Genomic DNA, 16,202 nt, shown 5'->3' on the forward strand with positions numbered 1-16,202 from the left:
GATGATTGTGTGAACTGACGGGGCGTGCGGGCCCCGTTGGGGTCACGAGCGGAACGGGCCCCGCACCTCGTAGGTGATGCCGCCCGACGAACTGCCCGAGGTGCCGCGCTGGCTGGAGAAGTAGAGGCGGGTTCCGTCGGGGGAGAAGGCCGGGCCGGTGATCTCCGAGAGGGACTGGCCGTCGATGCGGAGGAAGGGGGCGACGACGTCGTCCGGGGTGATGACGCAGATCTCCATGTTGCCGCCGTCCTCCGCCACGAACAGGTCGCCGGACGCGGTGCCGGTGACGTTGTCCACGCCCGTGAGCGGGGGTGTGCCGCTCGTCACCAGGGAGTCGTCGTAGGCGAGTTCGATGGTCTGGGCGGCGGCGTCGTACTGCCAGACGCGGTTGTCGCCCTTCGTGGTGAACCAGCAGGCGCCGTCGGCGTAGTAGCAGCCCTCGCCGCCGTTGAAGCGCTTGGCGCCGGACACCTGGTTGCGGGTGGCGGTGGCGCCGGTGGGGTCGGGGACCCGGGCCCAGCGGACCGGGCCGCTGGTCGCGCCGCCCGCCACCAGCACCTCCAGCGTCCCGGCGGACAGGTCGCCCCAGGTCGTCGGGCGGAAGCGGTAGAAGCAGCCGTCGGAGACGTCCTCCGTCAGGTAGATCACCTGACGGACCGGGTCGGCGGCCGCCGCCTCGTGCTTGAAGCGGCCCATCGCGTCCCGCCGCACCGCCGCCTTCACACCCCACGGATCGGTCTCGTAGACGTACCCCCGGTCGACCTCCTCGCAGGACAGCCAGGTGTTCCAAGGCGTCTTCCCGCCGGCGCAGTTGGTGCGGGTGCCGGACAGCACGCGGTACGCCGAGGTGACCGTCCCCGTCGAGGAGAACCGCACCGCGCTCGCGCCGCCCGACGGGCTGATCTCCGAGTTGGACACATAGATCCAGCCGGTTCCGTCGGCGTAACACGCGCCGCCGTCAGGTGCGTTGTGCCAGGTGTACGAGGTGCCGGGCACTGTCTGCCCGGAGCGGGCGATCACCCGGCTGGTGAAACCGGCCGGGAGGCGGACGCCGCTCGCGTCCGGAGCGCCGAGCGCCCCGTACGGTCCGGCGCCGGGCTGGGCGGGTGCGGCGTACGCGGCGCCGCGCCACAGGGTTCCGCCGAGCGCGGCGGAGGTTCCGCCGAGCACGGCCGCACGCAGGAGGGTACGACGTTCCACGTCAGCTCCAGGAGTGTCGACACCGGCCCGTCGCCGGCCGGCGACGGGGTCGTGCGGTGAGAGAGGCTAGGAGCGCAGGGTAACCGTGTCGTGGACATGACGTAATGGGGAGGTGTCGGGGTGGGGGCGTACGGGCGGGCGTGCCTACGCTGGGAGCAGTAGCGGAAGGAGATCTTCATGTCTGTCGCCTGGAGCACGCGCGACATCCCCGATCAGTCCGGCCGCACGGCGGTCGTCACCGGCGCCAACAGCGGGATCGGGTACATCACCGCACGGGAGCTGGCCCGTCGGGGCGCACACGTGGTGCTGGCCTGCCGCAGCGAGTCGCGCGGACGGGAGGCCGTCGAACGGCTGGTCGGCGAAGTGCCGGGCGTCAAGGTCGAGTTGCGCCCGCTGGATCTCGGTGACCTCGCCTCAGTAAGGGAGTTCGCGGGCCGCCTTCCCCACGCGCGGCTCGACCTGCTCGTCAACAACGCCGGTGTGATGGCGCTGCCCTACGGCACCACCGCCGACGGCTTCGAGACGCAGTTCGGCGTCAACCACCTCGGCCACTTCGCCCTCACCGGGCTGTTGCTGCCCGCGCTGCTCGACACGCCCGGCGCGCGCGTGGTGACCGTCTCCAGCCTGGCCCACGTGCTCGGCAACATCGATCCGCGCGACCTCAACAGCGAGCGGCGCTACCGCCGTTGGATCGCCTACGGCCGCTCCAAGACCGCCAACCTGCTCTTCACCCACGAACTGGCCCGACGGCTCGACGCGGCCGACGCCGATGTGATCGCGGCGGCGGCGCACCCCGGGTACGCGGCGACCAACCTCCAGACCGCCGGGGTCCGTGCCGAGGGACGCCGGCGCGTCGAACGGCTGGTGGAGGCCGGCAACCGCGTCTTCGCCCAGTCCGCCGAGGAGGGCGCCCTGCCCACCCTCTACGCCGCGACGGCGCCCGGAGTGCGCCCCGACTCCTTCACCGGCCCGTCCCGCGCGATGTGGCGCGGGGCGCCCGGCCCGTCGTGGCGGGCGCCCTGGACCCTGGAGGACCGGGCGGGCGAACGGCTGTGGACGGAGTCGGAGCGGCTCACGGGGGTGAGGTTCGAGGGGCTGAAGGGATAGGGGGGGGCCGACGCCCCGGTGCGAGGTGGCGCTCAGCTCTGCGCGAACCCCGGGGCGTACTCCTGGGCGTACCGCTCCGCGAAGTCCTCCGGCATGGGCCGGGTGTCCAGGTAGAACCACTCGGCGGTGGGGCCCGGGGCGGCGGCCGGAGCGTGGGCGCCGGGGTGGGCACGGGGCGGCTCGGGGAAGGTTTCCGACCCGTGCCCGGCGGGCGTCCCGGGGGCGGAGGCCGGGCGGCGGGGGAGACGGCCCTGCGCGCCGGAGCCGGCCGGGTGCCGGTCGGTCGCCGGCTCCGTCGTCGGCGCGGTGGCCTCCTGCGTGATCTGCTGCCTCGCCGGTCCCGGCATCAGCAGTTCCACCCGCAGGCCCTTGCCGCGCTGCTGGGCGGTGAACTCCTCCACCTGGCTGCGGCAGGCGTGGTCGAGGTGGGTCACGCCGGTGAGGTCGAGCCTGATCCTGGGCCTGCCCGACTCGGCCGCGGCCTCCAGGGCCTCGATGACCTGGGGCAGGCGCAGGAACGTCGCGTTCCCCGCCATCACCACCTTCGCGGTGTCGTCCTCCACGTGCTGCCGGATCACCGTCTGCGACATCCGCACCGCCGCCAGCACGATGCCCGCCGCGAGTCCGAACAGGACGCCCTCCAGCAGCGCGGTCGCCACGATGACCAGCGTGGTGAGCGTCATGACCGCGAACTCGCCGCGGTCCTGCTTCCACATCTTCGGGAACTCCGCGGGAGCGAACAGCTTCCAGCCGCTGTGGATGAGCACGCCCGCGAGGACCGAGACCGGGATGAGCGCCAGCACCTGGGGGAGCAGCAGGGCGAAGGCGAGCAGCCACAGGCCGTGCAGGGTCCGGGAGAGCCGGGTCCTGGCGCCCGCCTGGACGTTGGCCGAACTGCGGGCCACCACCGCCGTGATGGGCAGCGCGCCGAGGAGCCCGGCGACCGTGTTGCCGGCGCCCTGTGCGATCAGCTCGGGGTTGTAGCGGGTGCGCGGTCCGTCGTGCATACGGTCCACGGCGGCCGCGGTGAACAGCGACTCGGCGGACGCGATCACGGTGAAGGTCAGGATCGCGGTGATGATGCCGGCGTCCGCGAGGCCCGCGAACTGCCCTGCACCGGGCACGTCGACGGCGGCGAGCAGATTGCCGACCTGGAGGGTCTTCACCTCCACGCCGGGCAGCGCGGCGATCGCGATGCCGACGCCCACGGCGACCAGCGCGGCCGGGACCTTGTCGACCGGGGCGGGGGCCTTCTTCCACAGGAAGCTCAGGACGACCGTGGCGATGCCGAGGCCGGCCGCGATCATCGTCTGCGGGTCGCTGAAGGTGTCAGCGAGCAGGCCGGGGATGCCGGCCATGTTCTCGATCGGCGTGCCGGGCGCTTTCGCGTCGGCCGCCGGGTACGCCTGGCTGAACATCAGCGGCAGGCCGATGCCGGCGAGCATGCCCTGGACGACGGCCAGGGAGATCGCCTGGAAGAACCGGCCGAACCTGACCAGGCCGAGGACGATCTGCAGCAGCCCGGAGAAGAGCACGATCACGCCGAGCATGGCCACGCCGTGCTCCAGCACCGTCTCCGAGACCAGCGCGGCGAGACCGGCGGCCGGGCCGCTGACCTGAAGCGTGCTGCCGCGGGCCATGCCCACCACCAGCCCGCCGATGACACCCGAGATGATGCCCAGCTCGGCGGGGACCCCGGAGGCCACGGCCACGCCGATGCACAGCGGGAGCGCGACCAGAAAGACGACGAGGGACGCGGTGATCTCGGTGGCCAGGTCGCCCCTCGGCGCGGCGGACGACTTGCCCGGGGCGGACCCCTCGCCGCCGGCGGCCTTCCCGCGTACGAAGGCGAACGCCTTCCCGAGGGAGGCGCGTTCGGCGGCGGGCGGCGCGTTCGCCGGGCCCGGGGTGAACAGGTCGCTGCGGTCGAAGGGGTCACTGCCGTCCGGCGTGGGAAAGCCCCGGTCGAAGTCGGCGGCGCGGTCGAAGTCGGCGGCGCGATCGAAAGAAGCCGCCTCACCGTACGCGTCGGACGTGCCGTGACCGACCGGTGGTCCCGCGGGTGGAGGCGGTGCGTCGGGGATGATCCCGCCGTCCGTCCCGAAGTCGCGCCCCGCGTCCGGGGTCCCGGTACCGCCGCCCCGGCCCCAGCCGTGCCGCGCGTGTGCGCCGCTCATGCCGCGTGCACCCGGAACAGGCCGTCCTCGTCCAGCTCGTGCACCTGGCCGGTGTCCACCTCGTAGTACCAGCCGTGCAGTCGCAGCCGTCCCTCGTCGAGCCGTCGCCGGGCCGCCGGGTAACCACGCAGCACCGCGAGCTGGTTGACGACGTTCAGCTGGACGACGTCGGGCAGCGACGGTGCGGCGGCCGCCGCACCGTCCAGGACGGACGCCAGCCGGGGGCGGGCCAGTTGCAGCCAGGCGTCCACGCCGGGCAGGGCGGAGAGGTCGTCGCCCGACTTGAGCGCGCCCATCGCACCGCAGTGGGAGTGACCGCACACGACGACGTCCTGAACGCCGAGCACCTCCAGTGCGTACTCGATGGTGGCGGCCTCGCCCGAGGCGCCCGGCCGGCCGTGCGGCGGCACGATATTGCCCGCGTTGCGCAGCTCGAATATCTCTCCGGGGCGCGCTCCGGTGATGAGCGCGGGTATCACCCGTGAGTCGGAGCAGGTGATGAACAATGCCTCGGGATATTGGCCTTCGGCCAGCCTCCGGTATTCGCCGCTTTCGAAGTCGACCCGTCGCTTGAACGAGCGCGCGCGGTCCAGCAATGCCTTCACGGTTCCTCCCGGTGGGGTGTGTCCGGCCAGGTGAGGCCTGGCCGGAGGGACGAGGCCGACCAGGCCTTCCTCACCGTAGAGGGGTGATCGCCAGGCGAAGGTTAGAGGAACACTAAATCGCCGACAGGGTCGGGACATATTTTGTCCGAAGCTGAGCCGCTGATCACACAGGACTGGAATCGATCGACGTATTCCTGACCGTTCTTGTAGCGTGACGGGTCCACGGAACACGCGAATTCGGTTCACGGGAGAGACGGAAACGCATGGGCGTACGAGTCCTGCTCATCGAGGACGACCAGACGATCGCCGAACCGCTCGTCGAGGGTCTCGGGAACTTCGGACTGACGGTGCACCATGTGCGCACCGGAGGCGAGGGGTTGAGAGGGCCGTACGGCGATGTCGTCCTGCTCGACCTGGGGTTGCCGGACATCGACGGCATCGACGTCTGCCGCGGCATCCGGCAGGTCTCGGACGTCCCCGTCATCATCCTCAGCGCGCGGGGCGAGGAGGCCGACCGGGTGCTGGGGCTGGAGCTGGGGGCCGACGACTATCTGGCGAAGCCGTTCAGCATGCGGGAGCTGGTGGCCCGGGTGCGGGCGGTGACGCGGCGGACCCAGCGCGGGGCGGCCACGCCCGAGTTCGGGGGAGCGGAACAGCCCGCGGGCTCCCTCGGCACGGACGGACGGGCCCCGTTCGGCGGTGAGCCCTTCCGCGGTGAGCCCTTCGGCGGCGAACCTTTCGGGGGAGAGTCTTTCGGCGGCGAGCCTTTCGGGGGCGAGCCCTTCAGAGGCGCGGGCTTCACCGCCCCCGCGCCCTACGCCCCCGCGCCCCACGCCCGCGCCCCCCACTCCGCCCCCGCCCCCGCCCCCACGTACGCGCCCACCGCCCACACCCCCGCCCCCTACGACCCGGTGCCCGCGCCCGTCGAGGTGGCCGGCGGGGAGGTCGGGCCGCTGGTCGTCGACCGGCGGACGCGGCAGGTGTGGGTGGGGGAGGGCGCCGTGGCGCTCACGCCCAAGGAGTTCGAACTGCTCGCGCTGCTCACCGAGGACCCGGGGGCGGTCTACTCCCGGCAGCAGATCCTCGACCGGGTCTGGGACCCGCACTACGAGGGCCCGACGAAGACCCTTGACGTCCATGTCGCGACCCTGCGGCGGAAGTTGGGCAACCCGGCGTGGATCCAGACGCTGCGCGGGGTGGGCTTCCGGCTGGCGGTGCAGTCGGCGCCGCCCGGTGCGCGTCCGCCGGCGCACGAACCGGCCGTCCGCGGCGAACCGCACCCCTCGCAACAGTGGTCGGCGGCCTCTCGATGACCCGGCGGCTGCTGTTCAGCTACCTCACGCTCGCCGTGCTGCTCCTGGCCTGTCTGGAGATCCCGCTGGGGTTCGTGTACTCGCGGGGCGAGCGTGAGCGGGTGACCGGCCTGGCCGAGGACGAGGCGGACTCGGTGTCGGCGTTCGCCTCGCTGTCCATCGCCGAGGGCCGCGCCGCGCAGGACCTGCCCGGCCGGGCCGCGCACTGCGCCGAGCGGATCGGCGGCAAGGTGCTGATCGTCGACGAGTCGGGTGGTCTGCTGGCCAGTTCGCATCCGCTGACCGCCGACGAGGAGCGCAAGCTCGCCTCCTGGCCCGGCATCGCCGCCGCGCTGCGGGGGACGGCCACGGCGGACGTGCGCACCTCCACCATCGGCGGCGTCGAGTACCTGGCGGTGGCCACCCCGGTGGCGCAGGGCGGCGAACTCCAGGGCGCCGTCCGGATCACCGTGCCGACCCGCACGGTGCACGAACGGGTGCACCACGTCTGGCTGTTGCTGGCGCTCGGCGGACTCGCGGCGCTCATCGCCGTCGCCGTCGTGGGCTTCGCCATCGCCCGCTGGACGGGCCGGCCCATCCGCGAACTGGAGCGCGCCACGCACGAGTTGGCGGTCGGCGGCACGGCCGTGCCGGTGGCCGTCACCAAGGGGCCGCCGGAGGTGCGCAGTCTCGCCGCGACCTTCAACCGCACCGCCGCCCGGCTGGAACACCTCCTGGCCTCCCAGCGCGCCTTCGCGGGCGAGGCCTCGCACCAGCTGAAGACGCCCCTTGCGGCGCTGCGGCTGCGGCTGGAGAACCTCGAGAACGACATCGCCCTCAACGCCCGGGGCGGCCTCGACGCCGCGCTGACCGAGACCGACCGGTTGGCCCGGATGGTGGAGGGGCTGCTCGCGATGGCCCGGCTCGACGAGAGCGCCGCCGAACGGGAACGGGTGGACCTCGGCCGGGTGTGCGAGGAACGCCGGCGCGCCTGGGCCGCGTTGTACGAGCAGCACGGGGTGTGGCTGACGCTGGCGGGGGACTACCGGGGCGAGGTGACTGCCGTCCCCGGGGCGGTGGAGCAGATCCTCGACAACCTGCTCTCCAACGCCCTGCGGGTCTCGCCCCCCGGCGCCGCGGTCACGATCGACCCGCGCCGCCACACACCCCCCGAGCGCCGCTTCCCGCACCGCGCGAACGGTCCCGCCTGGGTCGAGCTGCACGTCATGGACGAGGGCCCCGGCATGACCGAGGAGCAGCGCCGCCGTGCCTTCGACCGCTTCTGGCGCGCACCCGACGCCCCCAAGGGCGGTACGGGTCTGGGCCTGGCGCTGGTGCAGCGGCTCGCCCACGCGAGCGGCGGGGAGGCGGTGCTGCGCCGCGCCCCGAGCGGCGGCCTGGACGCGCTGATCCGCCTGCCGGCGGTGCCCGGCCGCCCCGCCGCCGGGCCGCTGCCCCGGCGGCCCGTGAAACATCTCCAGAGCACGGCGCCGGGCCCGGGCGGCAGGTGAGGGGGCGGGACCCGCCCGTCCCGCACCCGCCCGTCCCGCACCCGCCCGGCTCTCAAGCCGCCCGGCTCTCAAGCCCGCCCGGCTCTCACGCCGCCGCGCGCACCTCGTACGTCGTCACGCGGACCGCCTCGTCGTCCAGGCACTGTCCCGACACCAGGTCGAAGCGCTGCTTCAGCAGGGGGGAGGCGACGAACGGACGGCCCTGGTGGGTGCCCGTCAGGCCGCGGGAGAGGACCGCCGCGCCGCCGAAGGGGTCGCGGTTGTCGATCGCGTACAACGCGCCGCCGCGGTCGCGGAACAGGGCGACCTGGCGGCCGTCCGGCAGCAGGGCGGCCACACCCCGGCCGGGCAGCAGCCGGCTGAGGTCGCAGACCGTGAACCAGCCGTCGGGGTCCTCGCCGCGCCCTCCCCACCGCAGCTGGATCTTCAGGTCGGTCGTCTCGGGTGCCAGGGTCATCGCTGGGCGCTCCCTTCCAGGGGACGGTGGCCGATGGTCAGCAGCGGCAGGTCGGGCTTGATCTGCTCGCGCTCGGGGACGAAGCCGACGACCGGGTCGGGGGTGTCCGGCGCGTTCACGAAGGACACGAACCGGGCCAGCTTCTCGGGGTCGTTGATGGTGGTCGCCCACTCGTCGGCGTAGTGCGCCACATGGGCCGTCATCAGGGATTCCAGCTCCTCGCAGATGCCGAGGGAGTCCTCCACGACGACGTCCCGCACATGGTCCAGGCCGCCGGGGATGCGCTCCAGCCAGGTCGAGGTGCGCTCCAGACGGTCGGCGGTGCGGATGTAGAACATCAGGAACCGGTCGATGAGGCGCACCAGTTCGGCGTCGGACAGGTCCTGGGCCAGCAGGTCGGCGTGGCGCGGCGTCGCGCCGCCGTTGCCGCCGACGTACAGGTTCCAGCCGTTGGAGGTGGCGATGACGCCGAAGTCCTTCGACTGGGCCTCGGCGCACTCGCGGGCGCAGCCCGAGACCGCCGACTTCAGCTTGTGCGGGGAGCGCAGGCCCCGGTAGCGCAGTTCCAGGTCGATCGCCATGCGGACGGAGTCCTGGACGCCGTAGCGGCACCAGGTCTGACCCACGCAGGACTTCACGGTGCGCAGCGACTTGCCGTAGGCGTGCCCGGACTCGAAGCCGGCGTCCACCAGCCGGGTCCAGATCAGCGGCAGTTGCTCGACGCGCGCGCCGAACATGTCGATGCGCTGACCGCCGGTGATCTTCGTGTAGAGGCCGAAGTCGCGGGCGATCTCGCCGATCACGATGAGGCCCTCGGGGGTGATCTCGCCGCCGGGGATGCGCGGCACGACCGAGTACGAGCCGTTCTTCTGCAGGTTGGCGAGGAAGTGGTCGTTGGTCTCCTGCAGCGCCGCCTGCTCGCCGTCCAGGACGTAGCCGCTCGCGCCGATCGTCGGGGCGAGGGAGGCGATGATCGACGCGATCGCGGGCTTGCACACGTCGCAGCCGTCGCCGCCGCGGGCGCCGTCGCGGCCGTAGCGGTCCAGCAGGTCCTGGTAGGTGTTGATGCGCAGGGCGAGGACGATCTCGTACAGCTCCTCGCGGGTCTGCCCGAAGCAGCCGCACAGGCCCTTGTCGACCGCGACGCCGCTCGCCTCCAGCTCGGCGGTGACGAGCTGCCCGAGCACCTTGACGCAACTGCCGCAGCCGGTACCGGCCTTGGTGCACTTCTTGACCTCGGGCACGGTGGTGCAGCTGTGCTCGGTGACCGCGCCGCGGATCGCGCCCTTGGTGACGTTGTGGCAGGAGCAGACGACCGCCTCGTCCGGCAGCGCGGACGGGCCGAGCTGGGCGCCGCCTCCCGCGTCCGCCGGCAGGACCAGCGACTCGGGGGCCACCGGCGGCACGGAGCCCGTCAGCGCCCGCAGCGTGCCGTAGGCGTCCGCGTCGCCGACGAGGATGCCGCCGAGCAGGGTGCCGTCGCGGCCGATGACCAGCTTCTTGTACAGGCCGGAACGGGAGTCGGAGTAGACGACGTCGAGGCAGTCCTCGGCGGTGCCGTGGGCGTCGCCGAAGGAGGCCACGTCCACGCCGAGCAGCTTCAGCTTGGTGGACAGGTCGGCGCCGACGAAGGACGCCTCGTCCGAGGCGATGGTCGCCGCAGCCGTCTCGGCCTGCTCGTAACCGGGGGCCACCAGGCCGTACACCCGGCCGTCGGAGGCCAGGGCGCACTCGCCGATCGCGAAGACGTGCGGGTCGTTCACCGTGCGGCACTGCTCGTCGACGGTGATGCCGCCGCGCTCCCCGACCGTCAGACCGCAGTCGCGGGCGAGCTGGTCGCGGGGGCGGACGCCGGCGCTGAACACCACCATGTCGGTGGCGAGTTCGGATCCGTCGGACAGCTTCATGCCGGTGACGGCGCCCGATGCGTCGACGACGACCTCCTGGGTGCCCACCCCCGTGTGGACGCTCAGGCCCATGTCCTCGATGGTGCGCAGGAGCGCCGCGCCGCCGCCGTCGTCGACCTGCACCGGCATCAGGCGCGGCGCGAACTCCACGATGTGGGAGGTGAGTCCGAGTCCCTTGAGGGCTCCGGCCGCCTCCAGGCCGAGCAGACCGCCGCCGACGACCGCGCCGACCGTCGCCTTCCTCTTCGCGTACTCCTCGATCGCGAGGAGGTCGTCGATGGTGCGGTAGACGAAGCAGCCCTCGGCGTCCTTGTTCGGCACCGGCGGCACGAACGGGTAGGAGCCGGTGGCCAGGACGAGCACGTCGTAGTCGAAGACCTGCCCGGACCGGGCGGTGACCCTGCGGGCCTCGCGGTCGACGGTCACCGCCGGGTCGCCGACGTACAGCTCGATGCCGTGCGCGGCGATGAACTCCATGTCGGTCATGGAGAGTTCCTCGGGGGTCTTCCCGGAGAAGTACGAGGTGAGGGCCACGCGGTCGTACGCCGGGCGAGGCTCCTCGCAGAGCACGACCACGCGGTGCGTGGCGGTCAGGCCGCGCTCGGCGAGCGCTTCGAGGAAGCGCTGGCCGACCATGCCGTGGCCGACGAGCACGATCGTGGGGTTCGCCCCCGGGGTGGCCGTCATCAGAAGCCTCCATCGTTGGTGAGCAGGTGGAGCAGGGGGCCGTCGTCCGGGAGCGGCTCTGCTCCCTCCCAGGCGCGGGCGAGCGCGCCGACGGTGCCGAGTTCGCCGACGAGCACGCCGCCGACCAGGCGGTCGTCGCGGACGACGACCTTGCGGTAGGTGCCGCGGGTGGCGTCGGCGAGCTGCACGACGTCGTCGCCGGGGCGCGGCTGCGTCTCGCCGAACGCGGCGAGGTCGAAGGGGCCGTGCCCGGAGAGGGTGAGCCGGGTCAGGGAACGGGTCCCGGTGTAGCGGGAGTCGGCGTCACCGGCGAGCAACGCGGCGAGCGCGTCGGCCTGTTCGTAGGCGGGAGCCGCAAGCCCGTATACGGTCCCGTCGTGCTGCGCGCAGTCCCCGATCGCGTGGATGTGCGGGTCCGAGGTGCGCAGTTCGTCGTCGACGAGGATGCCCTTGCCGACGTCGATCCCCGCGTCCCTGGCCAGGCCGGCGCGCGGGGAGACCCCGCAGGCCAGCACCACGAGGTCGGCGTCGAGGGCGTACCCGTCGGCCATCTCGACCGAGCGGACCGCACCGCCGACGCAGCGGACGTCCCGCACCCGGCACTCGGTGTGGATCTCCACGCCGAGTCCGGCGAGGTGAGCGCGCACCAGGGCCGAGGCCGCCGGGTCGAGCTGGCGTTCCATGAGCCGCTCGGCCTGCTGGGCGAGGACGACCTGCGCGCCGCGCAGCGCGAGGGCGCGGGCGGCGGAGACGCCGAGCAGCCCGCCGCCGATGACGACGGCCCGCACGCCCGGCCGGACCGCCTCGGACAGGCCCAGGCAGTCGTCCATGGTCCGGAAGGCGTGGACGCCCTCGGGCAGGACGTGGTCGGGGGTGAACAGGCCGCGCAGCGGCGGCAGTACGGGGTTGGAGCCGGTGGCCAGGACCAGCGTGCCGTACGCGATGCGGGAGCCGTCCGCGCAGACCACGACTCGCCGGTCGCGGTCGATGCCGGTCACCCGGGCGCGGACGGTCCGGGCGGGCGCGGGAGTCGCGATCACCTCGGGGGCGTACCGGCCGGCCAGCACCTCGGCGAGCAGGACCCGGTTGTACGGGGCGTGCTCCTCGTCGCCGACGAGCAGTGCGGGCGTGCCCAGCTCGCCGAGCCGGCGGGCGAGTCGTACGCCCGCGAGGCCGGCGCCGATCACCACCACACGCGAATTCGAGGTCATGCCGTCGAGCGTGCGCTGCGGAGGTTTCCCGACCGCATCACGGTTGTTTCCCCCGGGGAACGCTGCCCTCAGCGGGGCGGTACGGCGGGTGTGAGGGTTCCCGGGTGCGGTGGAGGGCCCCCTGTGAGGCCGCGTCCCCGCGGCTCAGGTCACCGGCGGGCGCCGGTGAGGTGGGCGAAGACGACCACGTTGCCCCGGTAGCCGGTCGAGCGGGAGTAGCCGCCGCCGCAGGTGATCACCCTGAGTTCGGGACGCGGGGCGGCGCCGTACACCTTGCGGTCGGGGAAGGCGCTCGCCTCGTACACCTCGACCGCGTCCACCGTGAACACCGCGACGACGCCGTCGCGTCGGGCCACCTCGATGGCCGCGCCCTTCTTCAGCGCGCCCAGGTCGTAGAAGACGGCCGGGCCGTCGGCGTTGTCCACATGGCCGGCGACGATCGCGGTGCCCGTCTCACCGGGGGTGACGCCGGCCTCGTACCAGCCGGCGAGGTTCTCGCGTGCGGCGTCCGGCACGTCGAGGCTGCCGGATGCGGTCAGGCCCAGCCCCGTCAGGGGGGCGTCCACGTGGATGGAGGGTATGCGGACGCGGTCGGGCGGGGAGGCCGGCAGCGCGGGCGCGGCGCGGACGTCGGCGCCGCCGGGGCGGGCCTCGGCCGCCGACGGCTGGGGCGGGGCGGGGTGGTCGGCCGCGCCTATCAGCAGCCACACGCCCGAGCAGAGCGCGAGCCCGGTGACGACGGCTATCGCGGTGTTCGCGACCCCGCGGGGCCTGGGCTTCCTGCGCATCCGGCGATCCCCTCTCGGCGTTGGGCCCCATGCCCCCTCCGGGCCGCGAGGGGCGTCGGGCCCGGAGGGGGAGGGACATGCGGTACCGGCGGACGGACAGCGGAGGGTGTCCGTCAGATCCCGTCGCCTCTCGCCCGGCGATGCAGGAGCCAGGTACCGCCCGCGGCGGCGACGGCGAGAGCCGCCACGCCGGCCGCGGTCTGCACGGGGTCGGGGCCCAGGGCGCCGCCGACCCCCGTCTTCACACTTCCGCGCGGATACACCTGTCCCCGCGCCGGACTCAGCGTCACCACCAGGTCCCCGGTGACCTTGTGCCCGTCGGAGGCGCACTCCGCGACGATCTCGTACGTCCCCGGATGTGCGCTCGGCGGCACCCGGAACCGGCCGAGCGCGGCGCCGCCGTCCGCGCCGGGGGCCAGCGTGAACCGGCCGGCGCCGACCGCGCCCGCGTCGCCCGCCGCCGCGCCCCTGCCGCCGCAGGCGGTCGTGGTCACGGTGACGTCGCCGCCCGGCACGGCGGTGGCGGGGGCCACCACCAGCCGGCCGCCGCCCGCGCCGTACGCCGGCACGGCGACCGCTCCCGCCGCGGCGAGGGCGAGCGTTCCACCGGTCAGCAGACGGGCGGCCGTTCGTCGCATCGGTGCTCCTCGAACTCGTCCAGGACCACGGCCCGCGGCACCCCCATGTGCCGCTGCGTCGGTCGCGCCCTGCCCTACCGAGCAAAGGGCCGGCGGCGCGAGCGCGCTTCCTGAGAAAACGTCAGAAAGAGGGTGAACGGGTGTCAGGCGGCCGCTACGAGGCCCCTTCGCCCCGGCGTTTCACCAGGTCACCGCCGTCCGGCGACCCCCGCCAGGAAAACCCCCGAAGAAGCGTGTGAACGGGTGACCGCACGATCCGGCTCAGCCTCGCCCCGGCCCCGCTCAGTCTTCTCCGCCCCTCTCACCCCGCCCGCGCCAGTCCCCGCTCTCGATGCGGCCGCCCCGGGTCCGCAGCCGCGCCGCCACGGGGGGCGCGGCCAGGTACAGCCAGGCCCGCACCCGGCGTCCGTCGCCGCTGAGGACCACCTCGCGGGCCACCCGCTCGTACAGGTTGCGCGGGTCGCCCGGCCGGTACTCCTCCAGCCGGTCCAGCTCGGCGAGCAGGGCCCGGTACGTCTCCGGCAGGGCGGTGACGAGGTCGCCGGTCACGACGCCGCCGGGTTCCTCCACGACGTACGGATAGCCCGGCCCGTCGTACAGCACGGCGTCACCGAGGCGGGCCGGCTCCTCGGAGCGGATACGGCCACGAAGGAAGAGCGCGTGGTTGGGCTCGCCGGGGCGGAGCGTGCCGTAGACGAAGAACGGGAGCTCCGGCGCGGGCTGCGTGGTGCTCACGGCGGTCGTGGTGGTCACGGAAACGATTCTCTCCCCTCACCGCACCCGCACGCGGCGCTATGGACATGACATGTCATGGCCTCTTAAATCTCAGGACGACCTCAGCGCCACCCCCACGCGCCGCACGGCGCAGCACGCCTTCCCGAACGCGCCCTTGCGCGCGCGTTCCCGAGGACACCGAGGAGACAGATGAGTCGGATACGGCAGCACGCCCGAGGCTCCCGACTGGCCACGGCCGGCATCGCCGCCACCACGGCCACCCTCATGGCCGCCGTACTCACCCCGGCCGCCGACGCGGCCGACCGGCCGACCCGGGCCGTCGCGCTGGACAACGCGGCCGCCGCGCTCGCCGATCACGCGGCGAGCCTGGGGCTGACCGAGGCCCAGGGCACAGCCGTCCGTGACGTGATCGTCGACAAGGACGGCGTCCAGCACATCCGCTATGACCGCACCTACCGGCAACTGCCGGTGCTGGGCGGCGACTTCGTGGTCCACCTGGCCCCGGACGGCGCCTACCGCGGCGCGGACCGCGCCACCCGCGCCGAGATCGCACTGCCGGGCATCATCCCCACGCTGACCGCCCCGAAGGCCGCCGACACCGCCGCGAACGCCCTGCGGGCCCGCCACCTCGGCCAGCCGCTGAAGAAGGTGACCGCGAAGCCGAGACTGGTCGTCGACGCGCTGCACGGCGCCCCCAAGCTCGCCTGGCAGACCGACGTCGCCGCCCTGGACGCCCAGGGCAATCCGGTCGCCCGCGCCGTCCTCACCGACGCCCGCACCGGCGCCCAGATCGACGCCTGGGACACCCTGGAGACCGCGACCGGCGACGGCAAGTCCCTCTACGGAGGCACGGTCGCGCTGGAGACCACCGCCTCGGGCTCGGCGTACCAGCTCAAGGACCCCACCCGCGGCAACACCTACACCGGCGACGCGGCCAACAAGACCGACCTGTGCATCTTCGGCATCTGCATCAGCCGCGCCCCCGCGACCCTGTTCACCGACACCGACAACCACTGGGGCACCGGCGCGAGCGCCGACCGCGCCACCGCCGCCGTGGACGCCCAGTACGGCACCGACGTGACGTGGGACTACTACAAGAAGGTCCACGGCCGCAACGGCATCGCCGGCGACGGCAAGGGCTCCTACAACCGCGTCCACTACGGCACCCGGTACAACAACGCCTTCTGGGACGACAGCTGCTTCTGCATGACCTACGGCGACGGTGACGGCACCCAGCTCGGCCCGCTGGTCTCCCTGGACGTGGCCGGCCACGAGATGTCCCACGGCGTGACCTCCAAGACGGCCAACCTGACCTACTCGGGCGAGTCCGGCGGCCTCAACGAGGCGACCTCCGACATCTTCGGCACTCTCGTGGAGTTCCACGCGGCCAACTCCTCCGACGTCGGCGACTACCTGATCGGCGAGAAGATCGTCCGCTCCGGCTTCGGCCGGGACGCCCTGCGCTACATGGACAAGCCCAGCAAGGACGGCAGCTCCGCCGACTACTGGAGCAGTTCGGTCGGCGGTCTCGACGTCCACTACTCCTCCGGCGTCGCCAACCACTTCGCCTACCTCCTCGCGGAGGGCAGCGGCGCCAAGACCGTCAACGGCGTCAGCTACAACTCCCCGACGTCCAACGGCTCCACGGTGACGGGCATCGGCCGGGACAAGCTCGGCAAGATCTGGTACCGCGCCCTCACCGTCTACATGACCTCCTCCACCAACTACGCGGGGGCGCGCACGGCGACCCTGAACGCCGCCCGTGACCTCTACGGCGCCGGCAGCACGGAGTACAACGCGGTGGCGGCGGCCTGGAGCGCGGTGAACGTGAACTGACCCCTCCTGACCGGCACTTCCGTGCGGAAACCGCTTCCCCGGATCCCGCCG

13 protein-coding genes are annotated in these 16,202 nt (G+C 73.3%); 4 read left to right on the forward strand and 9 right to left on the reverse strand.

What is annotated here, in order from left to right; all coding sequences use genetic code 11:
* Positions 1–42: 42 nt before the first annotated feature.
* Entirely contained in the window at positions 43–1,200 is a 1,158-nt protein-coding gene (locus ACIRS4_RS31470) for an alkaline phosphatase PhoX (RefSeq protein WP_404202489.1), read from the reverse strand.
* 177 nt (positions 1,201–1,377) lie between these two features.
* Between ACIRS4_RS31470 and ACIRS4_RS31475 the strand changes: the two genes are divergently transcribed.
* Positions 1,378–2,307: an oxidoreductase gene (locus tag ACIRS4_RS31475; protein WP_404202491.1), complete on the forward strand. Its 930-nt coding sequence runs from the start codon at positions 1,378–1,380 to the stop codon at positions 2,305–2,307.
* A gap of 32 nt (positions 2,308–2,339) precedes the next feature.
* Here the strand turns inward: ACIRS4_RS31475 and ACIRS4_RS31480 are convergent, their stop codons facing one another.
* Together ACIRS4_RS31480 and ACIRS4_RS31485 are read right to left on the reverse strand one after the other, a co-directional pair.
* A complete protein-coding gene (locus ACIRS4_RS31480; protein WP_404202493.1) occupies positions 2,340–4,484 on the reverse strand; it encodes a SulP family inorganic anion transporter in 2,145 nt (714 codons plus the stop codon).
* Positions 4,481–5,089, reverse strand: coding sequence for a carbonic anhydrase (locus ACIRS4_RS31485; protein ID WP_404202495.1), 609 nt, complete (start codon positions 5,087–5,089; stop codon positions 4,481–4,483). The genes ACIRS4_RS31480 and ACIRS4_RS31485 overlap by 4 nt, the downstream gene beginning before the upstream one ends.
* Positions 5,090–5,352: 263 nt before the next feature.
* Here ACIRS4_RS31485 and ACIRS4_RS31490 point away from each other — a divergent pair, with 263 nt between their 5' ends.
* Positions 5,353–6,402, forward strand: a complete 1,050-nt coding sequence (locus ACIRS4_RS31490; RefSeq protein ID WP_404202497.1) for a response regulator transcription factor — start codon at positions 5,353–5,355, stop codon at positions 6,400–6,402.
* Entirely contained in the window at positions 6,399–7,892 is a 1,494-nt protein-coding gene (locus ACIRS4_RS31495; RefSeq protein ID WP_404202499.1) for an ATP-binding protein, read from the forward strand. The genes ACIRS4_RS31490 and ACIRS4_RS31495 overlap by 4 nt, the downstream gene beginning before the upstream one ends.
* 85 nt (positions 7,893–7,977) lie before the next feature.
* Here ACIRS4_RS31495 and nirD read toward each other — a convergent pair whose 3' ends face one another.
* From nirD to ACIRS4_RS31525, 6 genes are all read right to left on the reverse strand, one after another.
* The gene (gene nirD, locus ACIRS4_RS31500) at positions 7,978–8,349 is read right to left on the reverse strand and encodes a nitrite reductase small subunit NirD (protein ID WP_404202501.1); all 372 of its coding nucleotides are present in this window, start codon (positions 8,347–8,349) and stop codon (positions 7,978–7,980) included.
* Complete coding sequence (gene nirB / locus ACIRS4_RS31505) at positions 8,346–10,943, reverse strand: nitrite reductase large subunit NirB (RefSeq protein ID WP_404202503.1); 2,598 nt, start codon at positions 10,941–10,943, stop codon at positions 8,346–8,348. Before nirB ends, nirD begins: the two co-directional genes overlap by 4 nt.
* Positions 10,943–12,154: an NAD(P)/FAD-dependent oxidoreductase gene (locus ACIRS4_RS31510; RefSeq protein WP_404202505.1), complete on the reverse strand. Its 1,212-nt coding sequence runs from the start codon at positions 12,152–12,154 to the stop codon at positions 10,943–10,945. The genes nirB and ACIRS4_RS31510 overlap by 1 nt, the downstream gene beginning before the upstream one ends.
* A gap of 149 nt (positions 12,155–12,303) precedes the next feature.
* Positions 12,304–12,942 carry a class F sortase gene (locus tag ACIRS4_RS31515; protein ID WP_404202507.1) on the reverse strand — a complete coding sequence of 213 codons (639 nt, stop codon included), beginning with the start codon at positions 12,940–12,942 and terminating at the stop codon, positions 12,304–12,306.
* A gap of 113 nt (positions 12,943–13,055) precedes the next feature.
* Positions 13,056–13,580 (reverse strand): hypothetical protein, encoded by a 525-nt coding sequence (locus ACIRS4_RS31520; protein WP_404202509.1) that lies wholly within the window; start codon positions 13,578–13,580, stop codon positions 13,056–13,058.
* Between the two features lie 282 nt (positions 13,581–13,862).
* Positions 13,863–14,333 (reverse strand): gamma-glutamylcyclotransferase family protein, encoded by a 471-nt coding sequence (locus ACIRS4_RS31525; protein WP_404202512.1) that lies wholly within the window; start codon positions 14,331–14,333, stop codon positions 13,863–13,865.
* Between the two features lie 171 nt (positions 14,334–14,504).
* Between ACIRS4_RS31525 and ACIRS4_RS31530 the strand changes: the two genes are divergently transcribed.
* Positions 14,505–16,151 carry a M4 family metallopeptidase gene (locus tag ACIRS4_RS31530; RefSeq protein ID WP_404202514.1) on the forward strand — a complete coding sequence of 549 codons (1,647 nt, stop codon included), beginning with the start codon at positions 14,505–14,507 and terminating at the stop codon, positions 16,149–16,151.
* The last annotated feature ends 51 nt before the right edge of the window (positions 16,152–16,202 follow it).

The organism is Streptomyces sp. NPDC101166 (assembly GCF_044768125.1).
Taxonomy (GTDB): Bacteria; Actinomycetota; Actinomycetes; order Streptomycetales; family Streptomycetaceae; genus Streptomyces.